Below are 22,531 nucleotides of genomic sequence, written 5' to 3'. Positions count from 1 at the left end.
GTTGCAGCGCAGCGTCGAGCTGGCCGACGAAGATCTCCGTGGAGCCGGAACTTCATGAGCTAACTTATCGCCTTTCCTCAAACCGGACTTTTGCTACAGCGCAAAAAAATGGTGAATTGGGCTCATTGGCGCCATTCGCCGCTATCTGCGCGAACGACTGCTTCAGCGCAATCGCGCGATTGATAACGGTGTCTGAAACAGATCAAGTTGTTAGTTATGCCTCGAAGTGGGACGCTCGGCTCTATGATATTTTACCAAATGGTCAAATTCGCATAATAGTCATTATGTTAAATATTGAAAAAACTACCTTCGTTGCAGCGTCCTGCTATAACTCGTCGATGAAGCGTATTCCCTTGCTCCTATCTGTCTCTCATTGCTTCCAAAATCACGAAGCAAAGAATCCACAAATCTTGGGAAATCTCAATACTCTAACTGAGGGTCTGTCCACTCGAACCGCAACACATGCGCCTCAGAACATGTTGCCGTACTTCCAATTGTCTGCGTCAGGCGTTACCTCATCCAGATCATAGTCAGCCGCTTGAAGGCGTTTGGCAATCGCAAGGCCGTCGTTTGCAGCATTATCTATGTAGCGGCGTCCGAGGGCTTCATCTTGTGCGGTGCCATGACCGCGCATTAGATTTAGACCGTGGTTGAATTGTCCAACTGGATCGCCAGCCTGAGCGGCGCGCCGATCCCATTCAGCTGAAGCGTCAGGGTTGTAGTCGCCACCCATGCCATTGTTTTCAAGCTGGCTCATCCATGTCATCGCCTTTGTGTATCCAGCTTCGGCACATCGCTTAGCCAACTTTCGCGACAGCGCATAGTCACTGTTCTTGGTGGCATTGATCCCCAAAGAGCATGTGACAGAGTCGATAACGCCCATCTCGATCTTGCGTTTCAACATTGCAATTCCGGTGTCTTCGGGATTGAGGATGCCAAATTCGTTTTCGATCTTTTCGGGTGGGTCGGCCAGACATACGCCTGTCCAAGTCAGCATACAGGTTGCGAGCAGGGCTTTTGATAAGGTCATTCTGTTTCCTCTGAGCTGTTCTTGTGCTGACTGTGGCAGGGCTTAGATAGCTGCCGCCAGAAATCTTCCACATGTATTTAGAACAGGTTCTTTTTGTATTTCCATTCGTCGGCATCTGGGGTCGCTGAATCCAAGTCGAAATCTTGATCCACAAGATGCTGGGCGTCGGGACTGCCCATTCTTGCGGCCTCCTTGATGATTGCCTGCCCCAAGGCACGGTCATGAGACACCCCGCGTCCCCGCAGAACATCTAGTCCAAAATTAAACGCGCCAACCTCCGAACCAAGCTCCATCGCACGCCGATCCCAATAGGCTGCTGCCTTTGGGTTTTCCGGACCTGCAAGCCCGTTGTCTTCCATCCAGGAAAGCCAGGTCATCCCCTGCACATTCCCGCGCCTTGCACTGTCTGTGAAAATCTCGCGGGCAACCTCGTGCATGCCTGCTTTGGCCGCGCCATATCCAATGGCGCTTGTCATTGGGTGCCATTCACCATGTTGCAATCGGTCGAGAGCACCACGCAATGACAGTTCTTCTGGGTTTTTGGTGCCGAATGCATTCGAAACATGGCTTTCGCGTTCATCGGCGCTGGCAGAATGCGCAGCCAGTCCAACGATAATCGCGGCCATTGCAAAGGTTTGTCTCATACCCAATCTCCGTTTGTTCAGATACTTCAATGCCATCATATTAGGGGGCTGAATGTGTGAGAATTTTGCAAATCAAATGCAAAAAAGAAGCAAATAATCTATCTGAGCAAACGGTAACCAACCCCATGAACGGTTTCTATTAGATTCGGTCGGGTTTTGTCTGGGTCGAGCTTTCGGCGTAAGTTGATCATATGCTGATCTAGAGCACGTGAATTGGGCATGAAATCACGGCCCCAGCCTGCATCGTAAAGGTCGTCCTTGGTCACAACTGCACCATTGCGTTCTTCCAGCAATAACAAAATCTTAAGGTCGCGCGCATTCAACAGCACCTCTAACCCGCCTCGCATTGCAGTGTGCCGTTCTGGCAAAAGAACGAACTGTTGTGACGTTTGTCGTTCTCTATGGAAAAGCCAATAGGCTGCACTGCCAAGAAATGCTGCCAGACCGAGCAACAATGCAGACCAAAGGTGGTCATGGCCTGCACGCCTAAGGGCATTGCCACGCAGTCCGAGAGACTTTGCCAAGGCCGAGCGGTCGTAAATCAGGCAGGCCGACGGGGTCGCGCTGCAATACAAAAGTTGTTCTCCTGCCGTGTCGAATTGTTCCCAGAATTGTCCGGTATTTTCAGACTGTCGCTTGGTCAACGTGCGGGTTTCATCTTCGGAAAATTCATAGAGCACTGGAGTGAACCCATCCGGCACGGGATACCGAAGCGTTGAAACAGCGTCCCAAAGCATTGCACGTTTCAATGTCAAATCTTCGGTCAGACGCCACCCAATTCGATCAGGTTGGGCAATCAAACCTGCAAAAAGCTCAGCGTCAGTCTGCGCTTTTGTGTTTGCGTGGTCCCACGCGTTTGGGCGCAGCACAAGCACGAAGGCGCATGCCGTACAGATCAGGCAAAGTATCACCGCAAATCGGGTCATTCGCCAATATTACACGAGGAAGCAACCCTTCCCAAATTGGGCTTTGGTCGCGCTTATCTGCTCACTATTAGGTCGCGATTAAGCGTGGTATCCGACAGATTGACCACAATAGGAGTCGACAGAATTTTTGCAGCATGGCACCTTCATCACATGCGGATTTTGACACCATTTTTGGCGACATTGATCAGCACCTATCCGGTGTTTGCGTCTGAAGATTGTTCATCAGATGCGATGATTGTTTTCGACGGCTCCGGTTCTATGGCCGAAATGGGATTTAACGACATTAATGAGCCGCGGATATTTGAAGCCCGTCGTGCCATGGCAGAGACCATCCCGAATATCGCACAGGTCAGGCGGTTGGGGTTGGTGATTTATGGGCCAAATGGCACGGATGAATGTTCCGGCCTTGATATCCGGTTTGCGCCTTCGGTGAATGCCGCAAAGCCCATCATTGATGCGGTGGATGCGCTGGAACCCAGTGGCAGCACGCCACTGACAGAAGCCGTTCGGATGGCGGCGCAGACTTTGCAGTACAAAACCCGGCCCGCCACGATCCTGCTGGTGACGGACGGCAAAGAAACTTGCGGTGGGATGCCCTGTGCCTTGGCAGCCGAGCTTGCGGCTGAAGGAGCAGAGACTACCGTACATGTGATCGGTTTCAAGGTGCGGGGGACTTTCTTTTCGTGGGACCGACAGAGCGACAATGATTACAATGTGGCTGAAAGCACCTCGCGCTGCCTTGCTGATCGCACCGGGGGCACCTATGCCAGCGCGGAAACTCTGGATCAGTTGATTGCGGCCATGCGGACGTCACTTGGCTGTAACATCCTGTTTTGATTTAGGCCGGAACCGCGCGCCGCCACCGCACGGCACGGCGCTCGATAACGCCGATCACCCCGTATTCCAACACCAGCATCAGACCAACAAAGCTAAGCGCATAGGCAAGCACGTAAGCTGTCTCGAACAGTTGAAAATACAGATGGATCTGAAAGCCGACCCCGTCGCTGCGGCCCAGAAATTCCACCACCAGGACGATTTTCCAGATAATCGCAAGGCCATTTCGGGTGCTTGAGGCAACGTAAGGCCAAAGTTGCGGCAGGATCACATGGCGCAGTCTGGTCCGTTTTCCCATTCGAAAGGATTGCGCCATCTCAGACAGTTTCGGGTCCATCGCGTGCACCCCTTCGCGGATCGTCACTGCCACCATTGCGGTTTTGTTCAACGCAACGGCAGTGATTGCCGCGACTTCATTCAGCCCGATCCACAGATAGCACAGCACAATCACCACTAATGCCGGAACATTCAGCAACACCACCAGCCATGGGCCAAACCAATGGTTCAACCGGGCGCTTAGCCCAAAGGCAATGCCGATAACCAGACCGCAACCCATAGCCAGCGTGAAGGCCAAAACGACCCGGCGGAACGTGGCCAGCAGGTGGCGTGGCAATTCGCCCGAAGCGCTTTCTGACAAGATCAGCTGCCAGACTTCAAACGGTCCCGGCAAAACAGTTGGATCGGCCCCCATCCAAGCGGCAAATGCCCAAACTACGATGAGACCCGCAAGCGAGGTCAAGATAACGGGTGCCTGATTGGGGAAAGCAGATTGGGCCATACTAGCAGAGTGTCACGAAACATCAATCAAACCAAAGCGGAATCAAAACGTGTCATACCTTGGTCGAATACTGTCTCTCATGATCAGCTATTACGCTCTTTAGTATGGTGGCAGGCCTCTTGATGCGCGCGATTGCGGTAAGTTTGATGATGTGGCTCAGCGCGGCAGTTATGCTGCGCGCTGAACCGTTATCGCGCGACGTGCTAGCTCCATACGTCGCGCCGCCGATGTCGCTGGGTGAGCAGTTGAATGACCAAGGCGTGTGGCAATTGCTCAACTCTGGCGGGGCCGAAGCAGGCTATGTGTTTGAAACAGAGCCGATGGCCCCCCTGCCCGGCTTTTCCGGGGCTGCAATCAACATGCTGGTTGTACTGGACCTTGAGGGGCAGTTTCTGGACGTGCAATTGATTTCGCATAATGAGCCGATTTTTGTCTCTGGCCTACCGGAAAAGCTGTTTTTCGACTTCTTCAAGCAATACCGCGGCCATTCGATATCAGACACGCTGGTTGTCGGCTCTCCTTATGGCAACGGCTCCGAAGGGTCTTCGTTGGTGTATCTTGACGGTGTGACCAAAGGGACCGCCTCCGTACGCATCGCCCATGAGAGTATTCTGGCCGCCACGCTTAAGGTTGCGCGCGAGAAGATGAATGGAATATCGACAGGTCCGCCCGCATTTCCCAATCTGGAATACAGTGAAGACCTAACGTGGGACGATCTGGTTACCCAAGGCATCGTCACGCGCAAAACCGTCACAAATGCCGAAATCGATGCCGCCTTTGCAGGTACACTTTGGGAAGACGACGACCCCGGGGCCACTCAGAACCCTGACGAAAACTATCTTGATCTTTGGGTGGTTGATCTGGGTGCGCCTTCGGTGGCCAAGGCCGTGCTGAGCCCTGATGGCTTTGCAGAGCTGCAAGAATTCATGACCATCTCCACCACCGATGAACCGGTGCTGCTGGTTGAAACAGCCCGACACGGATTGGTAACAGAGGACTTTGTGCGCAATACCTCGCCAGACCTGATCAGCGCGGAACAGGGTGGTTTCCCTATTGCGTTCCGGGACTCTGATTTGTTCGTTGAGCTGAACGACGCGCTGCCGCAAGAGGTCCATGATGGCATGGCGCTGATCCTGCGTACCGACCGGCGGCTTGGCTTTGATCCTGCGGCCGAATGGATTTTGCGGATCAAAGCCTTGCGTGCGCATGGATCTTTCCAGCCTGAAATCGGGTCGACCATTCTGGAGATGACCCATGTCACGCCCGAGCGTTTCTATTCGCGTGTCGAACCTGTCAAGCCAACACCGCCATGGGTTGACGCCTTGCGCAATCGGCAGGCTGATCTGATCTTGCTGGGCGTCTTTCTGGTTGGGTTGATTGCGCTGTTGGGCTTTGGGCTGAACCGCCTTGCCGGGCATCGCTACTTTACGCCAATCCGGTTGACTATTCTGGCCTTTGTCACTGGGTTCATCGGCTGGTGGGGTCAGGGGCAATTGTCCATTGCTACCCCGCTTGCCGTGGCACGCACTGCGTTGGAAGGCGGCTCATACACCTTTCTCCTATACGATCCGTTTTCCATGGCGATTTGGGGCGTCACCATCCTTGGTTTTGTCCTTTGGGGACGCGGTCTGTTTTGCGGTTGGCTTTGCCCGTTTGGCGCGCTGCAAGAGTTTGCCCATCACATTGGCCGCGCCCTGCGCCTTCCACAGATTGAGCCATCTGCGGCTTGGGATGACCGTCTGAAATGGCTGAAATACATCGTGCTAGCAGCCATGGTGCTCTTGTTGCTCACCGCCCCTGGGCGGCTGGACAAAGCGATAGAGATTGAGCCCTTCAAAACCGCCATCACGACCTTCTTCATCCGTGAATGGTATTATGTCGCTTATGCAGTCGGGTTGCTCTTGTCCTCTATGGTGCTTTTCAAAGGTTTTTGCCGCTACGTCTGCCCACTGGGCGCGGTGATGGCGATTGGCGGGTTGCTGCGCGGCCGCAAATGGATTGAACGGCGCGCTGAATGCGGATCGCCCTGCCAGCTTTGCAAGGTGAAATGCAGCTATGGCGCGATCAAGAAGACGGGTGAGATCCAGTATTCCGAATGCTTCCAATGCCTGGACTGCGTCACTATTCATGACGATGAAAAACAATGCGTGCCGCTGATCCTTGCGGCCAAAGGGCGTAAAGTAAGGATGGCTGCCGAATGACACTGACACGTCGCCGTTTCCTGACGATATCTGCCGGTTTTGCGTTGGCCCCTGTTGGCGCTCAAGCGAACACCTGGCAAGGCCGCGCGTTTGGAGCGGATGTGTCCATCACCATCAGGAGTGAGCGCGATAGTGCTAACGCAGCGCTAACAGAGGCCCGTCAGGCCATTCGAGACATCGAAGCGCTTTTTAGTCTGTATGACGATAGCTCCGCCGTGTCACAACTGAACCTGAACGGTGCTTTATCCGCGCCTGACCTGCGCTTTGTTGAGTTAATGGAGGCGTCGGATCACGCTTACAAAGTGACTGACGGGTTGTTCGATCCAACGGTTCAGCGGCTTTGGCAAATGCTGGCAAAAGGGTACAAGCCAACGGAATATTTCGACACAATCGGCTGGGATCGCGTTCGGTTTAATACCACTCAGATTACGTTGGACAAAATGCAAGCGCTAACCTTCAACGGTATCGCGCAGGGTTATGCCACGGACAAAGTGACCGAAGTATTGCACGCCCACGGCCTTGGGGACGTTTTGGTCAATATCGGTGAACATCGCGGTACCGGTGGGCCTTGGAACCTGGCACTTCAAGATCCAGCACACGGGGTTCTCGGGTTTCGTACCCTGACCACAGGCGCGATTGCTACCTCTAGTCCACATGCAACGCCAATGGGCGCAGATGGCCACATCATTCATGGAACGGAGCGGGCGCGCTGGTCGACAGTGTCGGTTGAGGCACCCAACGCGACACTCGCAGATAGCCTGTCCACCGCAATGGTGCTTGCCCGCCGCGATCAAATTGAAGCGATCAAAGACCAAGCCGACGTAACCCGCGTCACCTTGGTGGATTTTGACGGCAACCTCATCACGCTTTGACGGTCCACAAACGCAAAAAGGCCCCACCACTCTGGCGGGACCTTCTTTACAGGTGGTCGTGCTCCGCTCAGGAGGCCGCGGTCACTGCCCGTCCTGTCATCACTTTGATCAGATGCGCACGATACTCGGGCGAGCCGTGCAAATCAGAGATCAGGTTGTCTGCCGAGACACTCAGACCCTCCAGCGCGGATACCGAGAAATTCGCTGTCAAAGCTTCCTCTGCGGCCGTCCAGCGATGCACACCTTCGTTGGACGCGCCAGTGACCGCCACCCGCACGCCATCTGCGTATTTGGCGACAAAAACACCAACCAATGCAAACCGCGAGGCGGGTTGGACAAACTTTTGATAGTTCGCTGCATCCGGGATCGGGAATTTAACCGCGGTCACGATCTCGCCTTCGTTCAGTGCCGTCTCAAACATGCCCTGAAAGTAGTCATCCGCAGCAATTTCGCGCGTGTTGGTCACGATAATTGCGCCAGAGGCCAAGGCCGCCGCCGGATAGCACGCTGCCGGATCATTATTGGCAATCGATCCACCGATTGTCCCACGGCTGCGCACCGCCGGATCACCGATATTTGAGGCCAGTTCAGACAGCGCTTTATAGCTGCCATCAGCCGCCACATCCGCGTGGACCGTTCCACCTCCGATTTGCAGATCACGGCCCGAAAGGCCGATCCCCTTCATCTCGCCAATCCCGCTCAGCGAAACCAGTTTGCCTGGATCTGCCAACCGCGATTTCAACGTCGGGATCAGGGTCTGGCCGCCGCTTAGCACCATGGCTTCGCCGGTAAGCGCTGATACCGCCTCACCGATTGTTGCAGGGCGCTCTATGTCAAATGCATACATGTGTTTTTTCCTTTCAAGCGTTCTGCATGGCCGACCACACACGATGTGGGGTCACGGGCATGTCGATGTGGGTGACGTTTTTGCCCCCCGATTGCATGGCGTCGATCACAGCATTGACCACTGTCGGAGGGGAGCCAATCGCCCCCGCCTCGCCGCAGCCTTTGACGCCCAAGGGGTTGTGCGTACAAGGGTTACCCTGAGAGTGATCTACCGTATAGAACGGCAGGTCATCCGCACGCGGCATGGTGTAATCCATGTAAGAGGCGCTGAGCAGTTGGCCATTTTCATCGTAGGTGGTGTTTTCCAACAGCGCCTGACCAATACCTTGGCCCAAGCCACCATGCACCTGTCCGGTCACAATCATCGGGTTGATCACATTGCCGAAATCATCCACCGCCGTCATCCGCTCCACACTGACTTTGCCGGTTTCCGGATCCAATTCGACCTCGCAACAATAGGCACCTGATGGATAGGTAAAGTTCGCCGGATCATAAAACGCGGTCTCTTCCAAACCCGGTTCGATGTCTTCCAATGGGAACTCATGCGGGATGTAGGCCTTGAGCGCCACTTCGCCAAAGGACACGGATTTATCCGTGCCCGCGACAGAAAATTGTCCGTCTTTCAGCTCAATGTCCCCATCAGAGACTTCCAGCATATGGGCGGCGATCTTCTTGGCCTTGTTGATCACCTTTTCTGTGGCACGCACGACGGCAGAGCCGCAAACCGCAAGCGAGCGGGAGCCATAGGTACCCATGCCAAACGGAATTTTGGACGTATCGCCATGCACAATGTCGATTGTTGAAGCGTCAATGCCAAGCATCTCTGCCACCACTTGAGGGAAGGCCGTTTCATGACCCTGCCCGTGACTGTGCGCGCCCACCATAACAGACAAATTGCCCGTGGCGTTTACCCGCACAGTGGCCGCATCATACAAACCCACACGAGAGCCAAGCACACCAACAAGGTTGGACGGCGCGATGCCGCAAGCCTCGATGTAGGCATTCACACCAAAGCCGCGCAGCAGGCCTTTGGCCTCTGATGCTTTGCGACGTGCGGCGAAGCCTGCCATATCGGCGACCTCCTCCATCTTGTCCATCAGCGCATCGTAGTTGCCGCTGTCGTACTCAAGACCCGCTGCTGATGCGAAGGGGTATTGATCGGGCTTGATGAAGTTCTGACGGCGCAATTCAATCGGATCGCGTCCAATCTCACGCGCAGCTTTGTCGATGACCCGTTCCAACGAATAGGTCGCCTCAGGGCGACCCGCGCCGCGATAGGCGTCCACGGGGGCCGTATTGGTGAATACGGCTTTCACGTTCACATAGACATTCGGCACGGTGTAGTTTCCGGCCATCAAGGTGCCATGCAAGAAGGTTGGCGTGGCGGTCGAGAAGTTCGACAGATACGCGCCGACATTAGCCAAGGTTTCGGTGCGGAAGGCGAGGAAGTTACCCTCTGCGTCCATCGCCAGTTCGATTTTGGTCACGTGGTCGCGGCCATGGGCATCGGTCAAAAACGCCTCTGTCCGGTCTGCGGTCCATGTCACGGGGCGGCCCAGCTTTTTCGCCGCAGCCAGCACCAAAGCCTCTTCACCGTAGTGATAAATTTTTGAGCCAAAGCCGCCGCCCACGTCAGGTGCAATCACCGTCAGCTTGTTCTCTGGAATGCCCAGCACAAAGGCAGAGATCAACAGGCGCGTCAGGTGCGGGTTTTGCGACGTTGTGTGCAACACATATTCATCGCCCGCTGCCTTATATTCTGCCCGAGAGCTGCGCGGTTCCATTGCATTGGGCACGAGACGATTGTTGACCAACTCCAAAGTGGTGACATGATGTGCGCCTTTGATGGCAGCGTCTGTGGCATCGCGGTTGTCTTCGATCCAACCCCAGTCAAAACACTGGTTGGTGCCAATCTCGTCATGCACATAGTTAGAACCCGCAAGCGCGTCCTTCATATTCACAATCGCGTCGAGTTCTTCGATGTCGGCCTCGATCGCTTCAACCGCGTTTTTGGCCTGCTCCAGCGTTTCCGCGATCACAGCGGCATAGGCGTCGCCCACATGGCGTACTTTACCATGCGCCAAAACGGGGCGCTTTGGCTCGTGCATCGGTGTGCCATCACGTGAGTTAATCAGCCAACCTGCGGGGTTACCGCCTACTTCTGCAAAATCCTCACCAGTGAAAATCGCCAAAACGCCGGGCATGCCAGCGGCAGTAGTCGTGTCGATGCTTTTGATCACACCATTGGCCACGGTAGAGCGGGCAAAAACTGCCACCGTCTCGCCGTAGGCCTTGATATCGTCGGTGTACTGGCCAACACCTGTTAAGAACCGAACGTCTTCGCGGCGCACTGTTGCGGCGCCAATTCCATCATCTTTGGGCATGGTTATCCTCCCTTAATTTTTGTTATTCGGCTGCGATGGCGGAAACATCTTGTCCAGACGCGGCCATGATCGCTTTGACGATGTTGTGATAGCCTGTGCAACGGCAGATGTTGCCTTCGAGGTGCTCACGGACCTCCGTCACAGTCGGCTTGGGATTTTCTTTCAACAAGGCGGCCGCAGTCATCACCATGCCCGGCGTGCAGAAACCGCACTGAAGGCCATGATGATCCTGAAACGCTTGCTGGATCACGTTAAGCGAGCCGTCCGCGTTGGCCTGCCCTTCGATGGTGGAAACCTCGGCCCCCTCAGCCTCAGCTGCGAACATCGTGCAGGATTTCACCGGGCGCCCGTTCACATGCACCACACAGGCACCGCATTGGCTGGTATCACAGCCGATGTGTGTGCCAGTCAGCCGCAGGTCATCACGTAGAAAAGAGGACAACAGCGTGTTGCCCCCCACATCACCCGCAACGGATTTACCGTTGATGGTCATTGTCACTTTCGTCATCATAATCCTCCCTTTGGATCGTCCTTTGGGGCGTGGTTCCTAGCTCACCAGCTTCTTGAACCAGCCCTTTTTCTTGGTTGTTTCTTCGATGCCTTCAGCCGATTCAGGATCAGCTTCGCCAACAGCATTCGAGAAGTTTTCGAAAAACTGATCGGCCATTTTCTTGGCAAAGCCATCAATGATCCGGCTGCCAAGTTGCGCTAACTTGCCGCCCACTTTGGCTTCGACGTCATAGTGCAAAATCGTGGTATCACCCTGCGGCTCAAGGCGCACATCTGCGCCACCTTTGGCAAAGCCCGCAGCGCCGCCTTTGCCTTCCCCCGAGATCGTCAAGCTGGTCGGCTCGTTCATCTCGCTCAGCTGCACGGCACCTTTGAATGTCGCTTTGACGGGGCCGACCTTCTGCACAACTGTCGCTTCAAAACCGTCGCTGGCAGAGCCGCTCATTTCGGTACAGCCCGGCACGCAGGCCTTAAGAACCTCCGGGTCAAGCAATCCTGCCCAAACCGTTGTTGCGTCTGCATTGATCGTGCGGCTATCACTCAATTTCACTAAATTAACTCCCCCTGTTTTAAACAAGCCTAAGCAGAGGATGGGCCGCGTTCCATTGGACTTAGTGTGTACGACGAAAGTCTAGGATCAACGCTCGGGCGGCTGAAAGCTCAGCCCATAATTTTCGAAGATCGCAGCGATACGCCCGTCCTGCAGTGCATAATTCACTGCGTCATCAACCGCATAGGACAAGGGTCTGTAGCTAAAATTCACAGCGACACCTAAGGTCCAATTGCTTACAGCAAAGCCTGCAAGCGGCGGCTGATGGACATCTGATCCGTCATCCAGACCGTATTCCAATTGGCCAAGTGGCCCCATTGCTGCCTTGGTCTCTCCAGCATTCAAGGCGGCCATGGCTTGGGTCATATCGGGGTAGCGTTGCATTTTGCCTGCCAACTGCCCGCCAGCAAACGACGACAGGTAGAAGTCCGAAATAGAATCGTTTTCAACTGCAACTGCATCAAAACGAAAATAGGCCGGGACCGGTTTTTCCTCTGGATAGCTGGCCTTGTCATAGGCGATAGCGATGGATTCAGCACTGTACTGGCCGGTAAAGACAACCTGTTCCACCCGACATTTGAACCCGCTGTCATAGGGTACCCGCATCATCACATTAGCGATGCGGCCGCCAATTAACGCCCCTTTCCAGATATTGTTACGCAAATCCGCCTCAAGGTTTTCGCCTGCAGAGACAAAGTTAAACCGCGCCTCTACACCCAAGTCCTCCGCGATGATCTGGGCAATCTCAACATCAACTCCGCGCGGCTTGCCAGCCTCTTTCCAGCTATAAGGAGGATAGTTTTCATAAACCGCGAACAACATGTGCCCCTGGTCCTGAATGGAATCCATGTCTTGGCCGACAATGTCGCGCCCGACGTTTTGCGGTTTGGGTTGTGGGATGTGATCGGCACAAGGATCAGCCGCCTGAGCCTGCGTGATCCACGACAGGCCCAAGGCAAAAGCCAACAAAATTCTTATATTGGTCAGTTTTCTGATCCTATTTTTCGGCGCTATTGGGTTGCGGATAACCCGATGGTCAGGGTCTCAGCAGCGGACTTATAGCCCGCGGGCGTGCCATCCACCAGTTTGGCCGCGCGGAAAGCAACCGAATCTGCAACCGGAGCCCCGGACAGGGTTTCAATGCCGCCCGCAATTTCACTTAGCCGCGCCTTGAGCGCATCGGGATCGGCGCCAGATGCATCTGTGGCATACCCCGCCAATTGATCCCGAAGGCCTTTCAATTCATCAGCCACTTCTTCCATGGCGTCGCCATCTGGTCGGGTTTCGATATAGGTGCGAATGGCCCAAGCCGCATCCTGTCCTAGCAATTCCTCGAACGCGGGCATCTTTGTTGTGCCATTCTGAGTATACCCTGTCCGGTAACGTTCCGCATACCATTCATCGCCGTATTCTTCGGCCTCAAGGAAACGCAGATCAGGTGCCAACCCGCCAGAGACGACCTCAAGCCCGTGACAGCGCGCACAATTCTGGTTGTAGCCAGACGCTCCGATCTCAATTGCTTTGGCCCATACTTCCTCACCGACCTTGTCAGCGCGATAAGGATTTTCGATCAGCCACTCCTCACCCGTTTCAGGAAGACCAGCGGTATCAACAGGCTGTGGTGCCACGTCTCCATGCGCTATGATCATAGTTGTGGATGCCAGAATGATCCCACCGGCAAGAATGGCCTTGATTGATGTACGTTCCATGTGCGTCCTCCTCGGGGCTGCTGTTGGCCTCTTTTAATCCAGCTCCATCTATCAAGGATATTGGACTTTGGTTGTGGTCGCTATGGTTTCCGACCAAAGTCTCATTCGACGCGCATATTGGCGCTTGTTAACGTGACGGATGATCATGAAACGCCTGATTTGGTTGATGGCCATTTGCCTCTTCTGCCAGCCTGCACTTGCGCAGGTCCAGCTTCAGGCGGGGTATCTGCAAGTTGAAGTGGAACGGCCGCCAACCCTTTCCAATCTGGACCCTCTGCCTGAAAAAAACGGGCTGGCAGGGGCAGAACTGGGACTGCGGGACAATCAGACCACCGGTAAATTTCTGGGCCAGACCTATGAATTGGCAGCTGCAATTGCAGAACTGGGTGATGATCCGCTGGAGGCGGCCAAGACCATGCTGGCGGCCTCGCCCTATCTGATCGTCGATGCGCCTGCCGAGGTATTGCTTGCCATCGCCGATCTGCCAGAAGCAGAAGGTGCGTTGCTGTTCAACATCTCTGCGGGTGACGTTGCATTGCGTGACACAGAGTGCCGCGCCAATATGCTGCATAGCCTGCCATCGCTTGCGATGCGAACAGATGCTTTGGCGCAGGTCTTGGTGCAAAAACGCTGGACGGACCTTGTGATGATCGCGGGCAGCTTTCCCGAGGACAGGGCCTATGCTGACGCGATGCGAGGGTCGCTGAAAAAATTCGGCCTGAAACTGTCGGATGAAAAGCAATGGGACGCGGGTGCAGACATGCGCCGTACTGCGTCGCAGGAAATTCCACTTTTTACCCAAGGGTTTGGTGATTACGACGCGATGATCCTTGCCGATGAGCTGCATGATTTCGGCCGCTATGTTCTTTATAATACCTGGGCTGCGCGCCCGATTGTCGGCTCAGAAGGGCTGACGGCAACGACATGGTCGCCCGTGATTGAACAATGGGGTGCTGCGCAATTGCAAAGCCGGTTTCGCGAACTGCACGCCCGCGACATGACCTCTCAGGACTATGCCGCCTGGGCTGCTTTTCGCACCCTTGGCGAGGCCGTGACCCGCACCAATGCCAGCGATCCTGAGACCCTGCGCGCCTATATCATGTCTGACGCGTTTGAGCTTGCTGGTTTCAAGGGCCGCCCACTTACCTATAGGGCATGGAACGGCCAGTTGCGCCAGCCGATCGCGATTGCCCATCCGCGTGCGTTGGTCGCTCAGGCCCCGCTAGAAGGGTTTCTGCACCAAACGAATGAGCTCGACAGTCTTGGGCGGGACCGCCTTGAAAGCAAATGCGAGGCTTACCAATGATCTTCAAGAAACTGAGTGCCCTATCAACAATCGCCTGCATGCTGCTGAGCACAGCCGCGGGGGCTGGTGAAATTTGGGTGACCAACGAAAAAGACGATACCGTTTCCGTCATCGACACCGACACGCTGGAGGTCATTCAAACCTACGAAACCGGAGAGCGGCCGCGCGGCATTACCTTTTCCAAGGACTTCAGCCGCGTCTACATCTGCGCCTCGGACAGTGACGCGGTGCAGGTCATAGACCCCAATACCGGCAAGATCCTGCATGACCTGCCGTCGGGCGAAGATCCCGAACAATTTGTGCTACACCCCGATGACACACACCTTTATATCGCCAACGAAGATGATGCGATCACCACGGTCGTCAACACACAGACCCGCAAGGTGGTCGCCCAGATTGATGTGGGTGTTGAACCCGAAGGCATGGCCGTCTCCCCAGATGGCAAAATCGCCATTACCACTTCCGAGACAACCAATATGGCACATTGGATTAATACGGAAACTCAAGAGCTGTTTGCCAATACCCTTGTCGACAGCCGCCCGCGCCACGCCGAATTTGCCAAAGACGGGGCAGAGATGTGGGTCAGTTCCGAGATTGGCGGCACATTGACCATCTTTGACACTGCCAACCAATCGGAAAAGGCTAAGATCAGCTTTGAAGTGCAAGGTGTGCACCAAGACCGCGTGCAACCGGTCGGATTTGAGTTCACCAATGGCGACACGCACGCTTTTGTAGCACTTGGCCCTTCCAATCATATTGCAGTTGTGAACGCTGAAACTTTTGAGGTTGAGGACTATATTCTGGTTGGGCGCCGCGTATGGCACATGGCCTTTAACGCCGACAAATCGCAGCTGTTCACCACCAATGGCGTTTCGGGGGATGTCACGGTCATTGACGTCGCCTCGCGAAAGGCGCTGAAATCCATCAAGGTCGGGCGGTTCCCTTGGGGTGCAGCATTTCGCCCTTCCCCCTAGCTTCTGATCATAAGGCCAGCCAATGAAAACATTTCTAAAAGCTACCACAGTAATTGCCGCAATCGCCTTTGGTGCCCCCGCTCTCGCGGATGATGATAGTAAGGTTTTTGGCGCAGCAGGTGTCCTGTCTGGCAAGAACAAAGAAGACCTGCCTCCGATCACATTGTCTGCAGGAGAGCCGATTTCGGCCGGGTCTTGGGCTCTGAAATCAGGCACTTACTACGAGTTTGAGATCATCGGCGACGGATCGCAGGAGTTGGCCATTGTCGGCCCCGAATTCTTCCGAGCCATCTGGATTGATGAGATTGTGGTCGAAGGGTTGGAAATCCGTCCACTTGGTCTGGACAGCATAGAGTTTGATGAGGCAGGCGAGATGGAGATCGGATTTCTCGCCATCAAACCGGGACGCTATTACATGAAGATCCCCGGTACGACGGGCGAAACCCAGCGCATCGAAATTACCATTGAATGAGCGGCTTGAAGGTTTCAGACCTCAGCTATTCTTACGGTCCAAAGCGCGCTTTGGACAAAATTAGCTTTGAGGTTGAGGCCGGACATTTCTGTGCGCTTTTGGGACCAAACGGAGCGGGTAAATCGACGCTGTTCGGCTTGCTTACAAGACTATTGAGCGCTACTGATGGCACCATTGAAATTGCGGGTTACGATCTGGCCCATGCCCCGCGCGCAGCGCTTGCCAAACTGGGCATCGTGTTCCAACAAACTACACTCGATCTAGATCTGAGTGTGCATCAGAACCTAAGTTACTTTGCCGCTTTGCATGGGCTGTCAGGACGCGACGCAGCGATGCGCATTGATAGCTCTCTCGAAAGGCTCTCGATGCGCGAACGTGCCTATGAAAAGGCCCGCGCCTTGAACGGTGGGCACCGTCGCCGGGCAGAGATTGCGCGCGCCTTGATCCATGACCCTGCCGTGTTGTTATTGGATGAGCCAACAGTGGGGTTGGACGCCGCCGCGCGCCATGCGATCACAGGCCATGTCCACGCTTTGGCGGATGAGGGCACAACGATCCTTTGGGCTACGCACCTGACAGATGAAATCCGCCCCAGCGATGATCTGATCATCCTCCATCAAGCCCGGATTCTTGAACGAGGAACAGCGCAGGACATCTGCGGGGATGCCCCGTTGCAAGACAAGTTCCTTGCCCTGACGGCACAGTCCGCATGAGCCCCTATCTCACCTCCCTGCTCGCGATTGTGAAACGCGAGGCTTTGAGGTTCATCCACCAGCGCGAACGCTTCATCGCGGCGCTTGTGCGTCCGCTTGTCTGGTTACTTGTGTTTGCCGCTGGCTTTCGCGCTGCACTGGGCCTTAGCATCATCCCACCCTATCAAACCTACATCACTTACGAGACCTATATTGTGCCCGGCCTTTGCGGCATGATCTTACTTTTCAATGGCATGCAGTCCTCACTTAGTCTGGTCTATGATCGCGAAATGGGGTCGATGAAATTGCTGCTAACCAGCCCGTTGCCCCGCTGGTGGCTGTTGTTTTGCAAACTGGTCGGCTCCACCGCAATTTCGGTGCTGCAGGTCTATACGTTCCTTGCGATTGCGGCGGCATTCGGCATCACGATGCCTCTGTTTGGCTATCTGACAGCTCTGCCTGCATTGGTCGTGGCCGGCATCATGCTGGGGGCCTTGGGCTTGCTGTTGTCCAGCTTCATCAAGCAGTTGGAGAACTTTGCGGGTGTGATGAATTTTGTGATCTTCCCGATGTTCTTTTTGTCGTCAGCGCTTTATCCGTTATGGAAAATGGCAGAAAGCTCAGTGCTGCTGTACACGATCTGCGCGGTTAACCCCTTTACCCATGCGGTCGAATTGATCCGTTTTGCGCTCTACCTTAGCTTCAATGGCTCCGCGTTGGGTTGGGTGATCCTCGCAACGCTCGTCTTCACGCTGGCGGCGTTGTGGGGGTACAATCCGGCACGATCTGGCGCGGGCAAGCGGGGTTAAATGTTTGAGACGTCACTGGTAATCTGCGCGGGTGCACCGCCCAAGGTAACGATGCGATCGGCCAGCCGCTCCGCCTCTTCTTTGGCATGGGTGACAAGGATGGCAGAAACGTCATGCGCCGTGCGCAATGTTGTAAACAGCGTCATCATTTCTTCGACCAAGGCCGGATCAAGCGAGACAAAAGGTTCGTCCATTAACAACACATCCGGTTTGACCGAGAAAGCGCGGGCAAGGGACAATCGACGTCGTTGGCCAAGCGACAATTGTTCAGGAAAATCTGCATGGCGCTCGGCCAGCCCTACTTCTGCCAAGGCCTGCATTGCCTGAGCTGGCGTGATCCCTGTGGTGATACACAGGTTATCTCGTACAGAGCGCCACGGCAAAAGCCTTGGCTCCTGAAACACGGCTCCGATGCGGCCGCGAACGTGGCAGTGGCCTTCATAAGCGCCTTGCAGCCCAGCAATGATCTGCAAGAGCGAGGTTTTGCCAACACCAGATGGACCCACAAGGGCGAGCGTTTCCGAGGGGCCAAGCGTCAGCTTGATGTCACCCAATATGGGCCGCCCCCTCAAGGTCAGGCGTTTCACATGCAGGTCCAGCACGGCGTCTTTGGTTTGCGCGTTCAGGTGCAGCCGCTAGTCCTCACCTTGTAAAAACGTGCCCTTTGGCAATGACGTCGCCGAACCCAGTAGTTTCTCACCGCCCAGCTTTACCATCAGCTGCAGCATGCGATCCGCAGCTGCTTCATCAATCGGACCCGGCGCTGGTATTCCCGCGCGAAACCCGTCCTTTAACGCTTCGAATTGCGCATCACTTTTGGCATTCATCCGGGGGCGCAAGCGGTCCCATTCTGCATCGTCTTGTGCGAGCAACGCTTTGGCGGCACGCGAGGCTGCGGCAAGCCCCTGCACCAGTGCCGGATCGCGCGCCAACATTTCACCCTTCACCACATAGCCCAACAACGGCGTCTCCGGGTCCAGACCCAAGGCCTCCGCTGCTTGGGAAATGTCCACCAGCTTGCGCATGCCAGAGGCTTCCATCTTGGCCATGAAATGCCAGAAATTGATTGCAGCAGTAACATTGCCGGACAAGGCTGACTTAAAGATCAGCGGCGGCGCGCCAAAGACCTGCTCGGTCTCGCCCGCTAAATCAAAACCATGCGCTTGTGCGGCGTAGGCCTGCAAAATCAACCAGCTTTTATCAAGCGGCCCGCCCGCAATGCCGATCTTTTCACCTTTGAGGTCTGCGAGGCTTTGTGCCGTGCTGTCTTTACCCACCAGTACGCCCCCCACAGCCTTGGAGTAGGGGATGAAAACATAATCCTTGCCCGCCGCACGCTGGCGCGCAACCCAAAGCCAGTCAGAGACAATGACATCTGCCGTCCCACCCTGAAATGCCACCTTGGCCGCGGGCCCCCCGGCCATGCCCTGCACGTCTAGGGCAAAACCGTTGGCCGTGTCCAAACCGTTGTGCGCAATCGTGTCCAGTTCCCAGTTCACCGTGCCAAATTTCAATACGGCAACTATAAGCGTTTTGGGCTCCGCCAGGACCGTTGTTGCCATGGATACCACGGCAAGGAAGCTAACAAGTAAGCGTCGTATCAAAGTTTGAATTCCTCTTTTTGTCGACAATCTGCACCGCCTGTTATTCAATAACGAGCCGTGGCAACCAATGGCTTTCGGGGTCACTTTGGTGCAGGTCTTTGGCCTGCACTGGGCGTAGCTCGCCTGCTGGTGGTGGGGCGGATAACGTGTCCATATCCATTTCGTGCAAGACCCCCGTCAATTGCCCGTCTACCTCGGAAATCTTGTAATAGACCCCGTTCCACATGTTGATGCCATAGTCGCTGGCTTCCTTCCATACGAATAGGAAATCATACTCCAGATCGATCAAATCATCCGCAATATTTCGCTCTATTTCATAGGGATAGGGCACGTAGCACCAGTTTTTCTGCGGCCCTTCCAGACATTTGAACGGCCGCATAGAAAGGAAATGATCGGAAAAAGGGGCTTGTGCTATCTCAATGCTATAGCTGCCCTCAGAACCGAAGTTCAGCGTCGCGATTTCAATCCGCGTGCCTTGCATATCTTCAAGGAACACCGCGCGTGTCTCAGCGACGGCACTGCTTGCGATGATCCCCAACGCAAGCCATAAATAGCGTTTCATTTTTGCTCCTCCCGCCACCCAAACTACGGCATATTGCGTTCCGTTGCTCTGCGACCATGGTGGCGGTTTTGACGTCATACACCGTACCGCCCGCTTACGACCAATGTTCAATACCCGCAAAGGCGCTTTGCACGAATACTGTACGCAGGGCCACAAGCTTCAGAACGACACCGCATGGCCCTCAGAGATACGCCCACCAATCGGGCATAGGGAGGAGACCTAACCAATGAACAGATTTATTATTGCCGCAACAATCGGCATCATGACGAGCACCGCATTTTCGGGGGCGCAAGCCGCTGGCGTTACGGAAGACATGCTGGCCAATGACGCGGCATCCACCGGTGACGTGTTGACCAATGGCATGGGCCGCCACTTGCAGCGGCACTCGCCGCTCGACCTTCTCAACAAGGACAACGTCAAGAACCTGCAACCTGCATGGGCATTCAGCCTGGGTGGTGAAAAGCAGCGCGGACAGGAAACCCAGCCTATCGTGCATGATGGCGTGATGTACATTACCGGATCCTACAGCCGGATGTATGCGATTGACGTCATGACCGGCAAAGAGATCTGGCAGTATGACGCCCGCCTACCCGAAGGCATCCTGCCTTGCTGTGATGTGGTTAACCGCGGTGCCGCAATCTATGGCGATAACATCTATTTCGGTACTTTGGACGCGCGGATCGTCGCGCTGAACCAAAAGACAGGTGATGTCGTTTGGAACAAAAAGATTGCTGACTACAAAGCTGGCTATTCCTATACGGCGGCACCGCTGATTGTTGATGGTCTCATCATTACAGGTAACTCAGGCGGCGAATTTGGCATCGTAGGCTCAGTACAGGCCCGCAGCGCCGAGACGGGTGATCTGGTTTGGGACCGTCCGGTGATTGAAGGTCACATGGGCATGCTGAACGGCGAAGAAAGCACGATGACCGGTACGCTCAATGCAACATGGCCGGGTGACATGTGGAAGACCGGTGGCGGTGCGACATGGCTTGGTGGTTCCTACGACGCGGACACCGACACGCTGGTTTTTGGCACGGGCAACCCTGCACCATGGAACAGCCACCTGCGTGCAGCTGGTGAGCCAAGCGAGGGCAACAAAGGCGACAACCTTTATGCCGCATCGCGCATCGGCATCGACCCCAAGACGGGCGAAATCAAATGGCACTACCAGACCACGCCCCGTGAAGGCTGGGATTATGACGGAGTGAACGAGGTGGTCGCCTATACGGACCGCTCTGGCAACAAACGCTTTGCCACGGCGGATCGCAACGGGTTCTTCTACGTGTTGAACCGCGAAGACGGCAAATTCGTCTCTGCAGTGCCCTTTGTCAAAGACATCTCATGGGCCAGCGGCATCGACGATACCGGTCGCCCGATCTTTATCGAAGAGAACCGTCCGGGCAATCCAGCCGACGCGGCTGATGGCAAGAAAGGGACTGTTGTGTTTTCCTCACCGGGTTTCCTTGGTGGCAAAAACTGGATGCCAATGGCGCACAGCCCCAAGACAGGCCTGTTCTATGTGCCGTCTAATGAGTGGGGCATGGACATCTGGAACGAGCCGATTTCCTACAAGAAGGGCGCCGCCTACCTCGGGTCCGGCTTTACGATCAAGCCGAACTATGACGATCACATCGGAAGCTTGAAAGCCATCGACCCTGACACGGGCGAACTGAAGTGGGAGTTCAAGAACAACGCGCCACTTTGGGGTGGTGTCATGACCACTGCTGGCGGTCTGGTGTTCACCGGTACCCCTGAGGGTGAATTCATTGCCTTTGATGATGAAACCGGCGAACAGCTGTGGTCTTTCCAGACTGGTTCCGGCGTGATTGGTCAGCCGATCACATGGGAGCAGGACGGCGAACAGTATCTCACTGTGATCTCCGGCTGGGGTGGCGCTGTGCCGCTTTGGGGTGGCGAAGTGGCCAAGAAGGTGAACTACCTCAACCAAGGTGGGCTGCTTTGGACGTTCCGTTTGCCCAAGCAGCTCGCGTCAAACTAATTGGACAGCTATGATCCTTGGCGCATCCTCGAATGGGGGTGCGCCTTTTCTTTTGTCTAAGACCTTTTGGCAGGTGACCCACTGCACGTATCAGCGTAGCCTTGTAATATGATGCAAAATGATAACCCTGAACCCAATTCGCCCACCTCACCTAACAGTCAAGGTTGGGCTTTGGTTATCGACGATCATCCCCTATTTTGTGACGCACTTGAGCTGACTTTGAAATCAGTTGCCAATTTCGATGTGGTGAAAACGGCTTCCAGTCTTGAAACCGCTTTGGCGCTTTTGGACGGAGTTGAACAGCCGTCTTTGATCATTCTTGATTTGAAACTGCCGGATGTAACCAGCCTGGATGGACTGATACGTCTGAAACGTCAGGCTGAGCGAGCGTCAATTATGATCGTTTCTTCCATGACGGATAATTCAATCATCAGCGCCACCATCGTCGCGGGTGCGGCCGGATTTGTACCTAAACACAGCTCACGAGCCGTGTTCAAAGAAGCGATAGAAAAAATTGGACGCGGGGAAATCTACAAACCCAGCGGTTATGTTGAAAGCAGCGCCGTGTCCCCCCGAGATGAGACTGTAAGCCGACTGTCAACTTTGACCAACCAACAGGCCAAGATTCTTGAGTTGATCTGTGAAGGCAAACTGAACAAACAAATCGCTTTTGACCTCAGCATCGCCGAGACAACCGTGAAAGCCCATGTCACAGCAATCATGCGCAAGCTTGGCGTGCAAAGCCGCACCCAAGCTGTGTTGGTCGCTCAGGAAGCCAGGTTTGCCAACTCTGGCTGACACATATCTGATCGCGCCGGATCAGAAG

23 protein-coding genes are annotated in these 22,531 nt (G+C 55.0%); 10 read left to right on the top strand and 13 right to left on the bottom strand.

Annotated features, from left to right (window positions below):
- Positions 1-469: 469 nt before the first annotated feature.
- The 3 genes from Q0775_RS18615 to Q0775_RS18605 all read right to left on the bottom strand — a co-directional run bounded on the left by Q0775_RS18615 (position 470) and on the right by Q0775_RS18605 (position 2,423).
- On the bottom strand, positions 470-1,030 hold the full coding sequence (locus Q0775_RS18615; protein ID WP_298864663.1) for a sel1 repeat family protein: 561 nt from the start codon (positions 1,028-1,030) through the stop codon (positions 470-472).
- A gap of 77 nt (positions 1,031-1,107) precedes the next feature.
- Complete coding sequence (locus Q0775_RS18610; protein WP_298864660.1) at positions 1,108-1,674, bottom strand: sel1 repeat family protein; 567 nt, start codon at positions 1,672-1,674, stop codon at positions 1,108-1,110.
- A gap of 98 nt (positions 1,675-1,772) precedes the next feature.
- Complete coding sequence (locus Q0775_RS18605; RefSeq protein WP_298864657.1) at positions 1,773-2,423, bottom strand: winged helix-turn-helix domain-containing protein; 651 nt, start codon at positions 2,421-2,423, stop codon at positions 1,773-1,775.
- Between the two features lie 327 nt (positions 2,424-2,750).
- Here Q0775_RS18605 and Q0775_RS18600 point away from each other — a divergent pair, with 327 nt between their 5' ends.
- Positions 2,751-3,437, top strand: a complete 687-nt coding sequence (locus Q0775_RS18600) for a vWA domain-containing protein (RefSeq protein WP_298864655.1) — start codon at positions 2,751-2,753, stop codon at positions 3,435-3,437.
- 1 nt (position 3,438) lies between these two features.
- On the opposite strand, the gene Q0775_RS18595 is transcribed toward Q0775_RS18600, so the two are convergent.
- Positions 3,439-4,212 (bottom strand): ABC transporter permease, encoded by a 774-nt coding sequence (locus Q0775_RS18595; protein WP_298864652.1) that lies wholly within the window; start codon positions 4,210-4,212, stop codon positions 3,439-3,441.
- Positions 4,213-4,334: 122 nt separating this feature from the next.
- Here Q0775_RS18595 and Q0775_RS18590 point away from each other — a divergent pair, with 122 nt between their 5' ends.
- Together Q0775_RS18590 and Q0775_RS18585 are read left to right on the top strand one after the other, a co-directional pair.
- On the top strand, positions 4,335-6,413 hold the full coding sequence (locus Q0775_RS18590) for a 4Fe-4S binding protein (protein WP_298864649.1): 2,079 nt from the start codon (positions 4,335-4,337) through the stop codon (positions 6,411-6,413).
- On the top strand, positions 6,410-7,285 hold the full coding sequence (locus Q0775_RS18585; protein ID WP_298864646.1) for an FAD:protein FMN transferase: 876 nt from the start codon (positions 6,410-6,412) through the stop codon (positions 7,283-7,285). The genes Q0775_RS18590 and Q0775_RS18585 overlap by 4 nt, the downstream gene beginning before the upstream one ends.
- A gap of 67 nt (positions 7,286-7,352) precedes the next feature.
- Here Q0775_RS18585 and Q0775_RS18580 read toward each other — a convergent pair whose 3' ends face one another.
- From Q0775_RS18580 to pedF, 6 genes are all read right to left on the bottom strand, one after another.
- Entirely contained in the window at positions 7,353-8,132 is a 780-nt protein-coding gene (locus Q0775_RS18580; protein ID WP_298864643.1) for an FAD binding domain-containing protein, read from the bottom strand.
- Between the two features lie 13 nt (positions 8,133-8,145).
- Positions 8,146-10,515 (bottom strand): xanthine dehydrogenase family protein molybdopterin-binding subunit, encoded by a 2,370-nt coding sequence (locus Q0775_RS18575; RefSeq protein ID WP_298864640.1) that lies wholly within the window; start codon positions 10,513-10,515, stop codon positions 8,146-8,148.
- 22 nt (positions 10,516-10,537) lie between these two features.
- Positions 10,538-11,023: a (2Fe-2S)-binding protein gene (locus Q0775_RS18570; RefSeq protein ID WP_298864637.1), complete on the bottom strand. Its 486-nt coding sequence runs from the start codon at positions 11,021-11,023 to the stop codon at positions 10,538-10,540.
- Between the two features lie 39 nt (positions 11,024-11,062).
- On the bottom strand, positions 11,063-11,575 hold the full coding sequence (locus Q0775_RS18565) for a CoxG family protein (protein ID WP_298864634.1): 513 nt from the start codon (positions 11,573-11,575) through the stop codon (positions 11,063-11,065).
- 87 nt (positions 11,576-11,662) lie between these two features.
- Positions 11,663-12,541: a transporter substrate-binding domain-containing protein gene (locus Q0775_RS18560; protein ID WP_298864631.1), complete on the bottom strand. Its 879-nt coding sequence runs from the start codon at positions 12,539-12,541 to the stop codon at positions 11,663-11,665.
- Between the two features lie 44 nt (positions 12,542-12,585).
- Positions 12,586-13,284 carry a cytochrome c-550 PedF gene (gene pedF, locus Q0775_RS18555; protein ID WP_298864629.1) on the bottom strand — a complete coding sequence of 233 codons (699 nt, stop codon included), beginning with the start codon at positions 13,282-13,284 and terminating at the stop codon, positions 12,586-12,588.
- 145 nt (positions 13,285-13,429) lie between these two features.
- Between pedF and Q0775_RS18550 the strand changes: the two genes are divergently transcribed.
- Genes Q0775_RS18550 through Q0775_RS18530 form a run of 5 tightly spaced genes read left to right on the top strand, consistent with a single transcriptional unit; the run spans position 13,430 to position 17,537 of the window.
- A complete protein-coding gene (locus Q0775_RS18550) occupies positions 13,430-14,590 on the top strand; it encodes an ABC transporter substrate-binding protein (RefSeq protein WP_298864626.1) in 1,161 nt (386 codons plus the stop codon).
- Positions 14,587-15,564, top strand: coding sequence for a YVTN family beta-propeller repeat protein (locus Q0775_RS18545; protein ID WP_298864623.1), 978 nt, complete (start codon positions 14,587-14,589; stop codon positions 15,562-15,564). The genes Q0775_RS18550 and Q0775_RS18545 overlap by 4 nt, the downstream gene beginning before the upstream one ends.
- Positions 15,565-15,586: 22 nt before the next feature.
- The gene (locus tag Q0775_RS18540; RefSeq protein ID WP_298864620.1) at positions 15,587-16,036 is read left to right on the top strand and encodes a hypothetical protein; all 450 of its coding nucleotides are present in this window, start codon (positions 15,587-15,589) and stop codon (positions 16,034-16,036) included.
- Positions 16,033-16,749, top strand: a complete 717-nt coding sequence (locus tag Q0775_RS18535) for an ABC transporter ATP-binding protein (protein ID WP_298864617.1) — start codon at positions 16,033-16,035, stop codon at positions 16,747-16,749. Before Q0775_RS18540 ends, Q0775_RS18535 begins: the two co-directional genes overlap by 4 nt.
- Positions 16,746-17,537, top strand: coding sequence for an ABC transporter permease (locus Q0775_RS18530; protein ID WP_298864614.1), 792 nt, complete (start codon positions 16,746-16,748; stop codon positions 17,535-17,537). Before Q0775_RS18535 ends, Q0775_RS18530 begins: the two co-directional genes overlap by 4 nt.
- Here Q0775_RS18530 and Q0775_RS18525 read toward each other — a convergent pair.
- From Q0775_RS18525 to Q0775_RS18515, 3 genes are all read right to left on the bottom strand, one after another.
- Positions 17,534-18,124: an ATP-binding cassette domain-containing protein gene (locus Q0775_RS18525; RefSeq protein WP_298864611.1), complete on the bottom strand. Its 591-nt coding sequence runs from the start codon at positions 18,122-18,124 to the stop codon at positions 17,534-17,536. The two genes, Q0775_RS18530 and Q0775_RS18525, sit on opposite strands and share 4 nt — an antisense overlap.
- A 48-nt stretch (positions 18,125-18,172) precedes the next feature.
- Entirely contained in the window at positions 18,173-19,099 is a 927-nt protein-coding gene (locus tag Q0775_RS18520) for an ABC transporter substrate-binding protein (protein ID WP_298864608.1), read from the bottom strand.
- 82 nt (positions 19,100-19,181) lie between these two features.
- Entirely contained in the window at positions 19,182-19,703 is a 522-nt protein-coding gene (locus Q0775_RS18515; protein WP_298864605.1) for a hypothetical protein, read from the bottom strand.
- A gap of 226 nt (positions 19,704-19,929) precedes the next feature.
- Here Q0775_RS18515 and Q0775_RS18510 point away from each other — a divergent pair, with 226 nt between their 5' ends.
- Positions 19,930-21,705, top strand: a complete 1,776-nt coding sequence (locus tag Q0775_RS18510; protein WP_298864603.1) for a PQQ-dependent methanol/ethanol family dehydrogenase — start codon at positions 19,930-19,932, stop codon at positions 21,703-21,705.
- Positions 21,706-21,813: 108 nt separating this feature from the next.
- Positions 21,814-22,503: a response regulator transcription factor gene (locus tag Q0775_RS18505; protein WP_298864597.1), complete on the top strand. Its 690-nt coding sequence runs from the start codon at positions 21,814-21,816 to the stop codon at positions 22,501-22,503.
- Positions 22,504-22,531: the final 28 nt, after the last annotated feature.

The organism is uncultured Sulfitobacter sp., from assembly GCF_947499945.1.
Taxonomy (GTDB): Bacteria; Pseudomonadota; Alphaproteobacteria; order Rhodobacterales; family Rhodobacteraceae; genus Sulfitobacter.
This window is presented reverse-complemented; position numbering and strand designations above follow the sequence as displayed.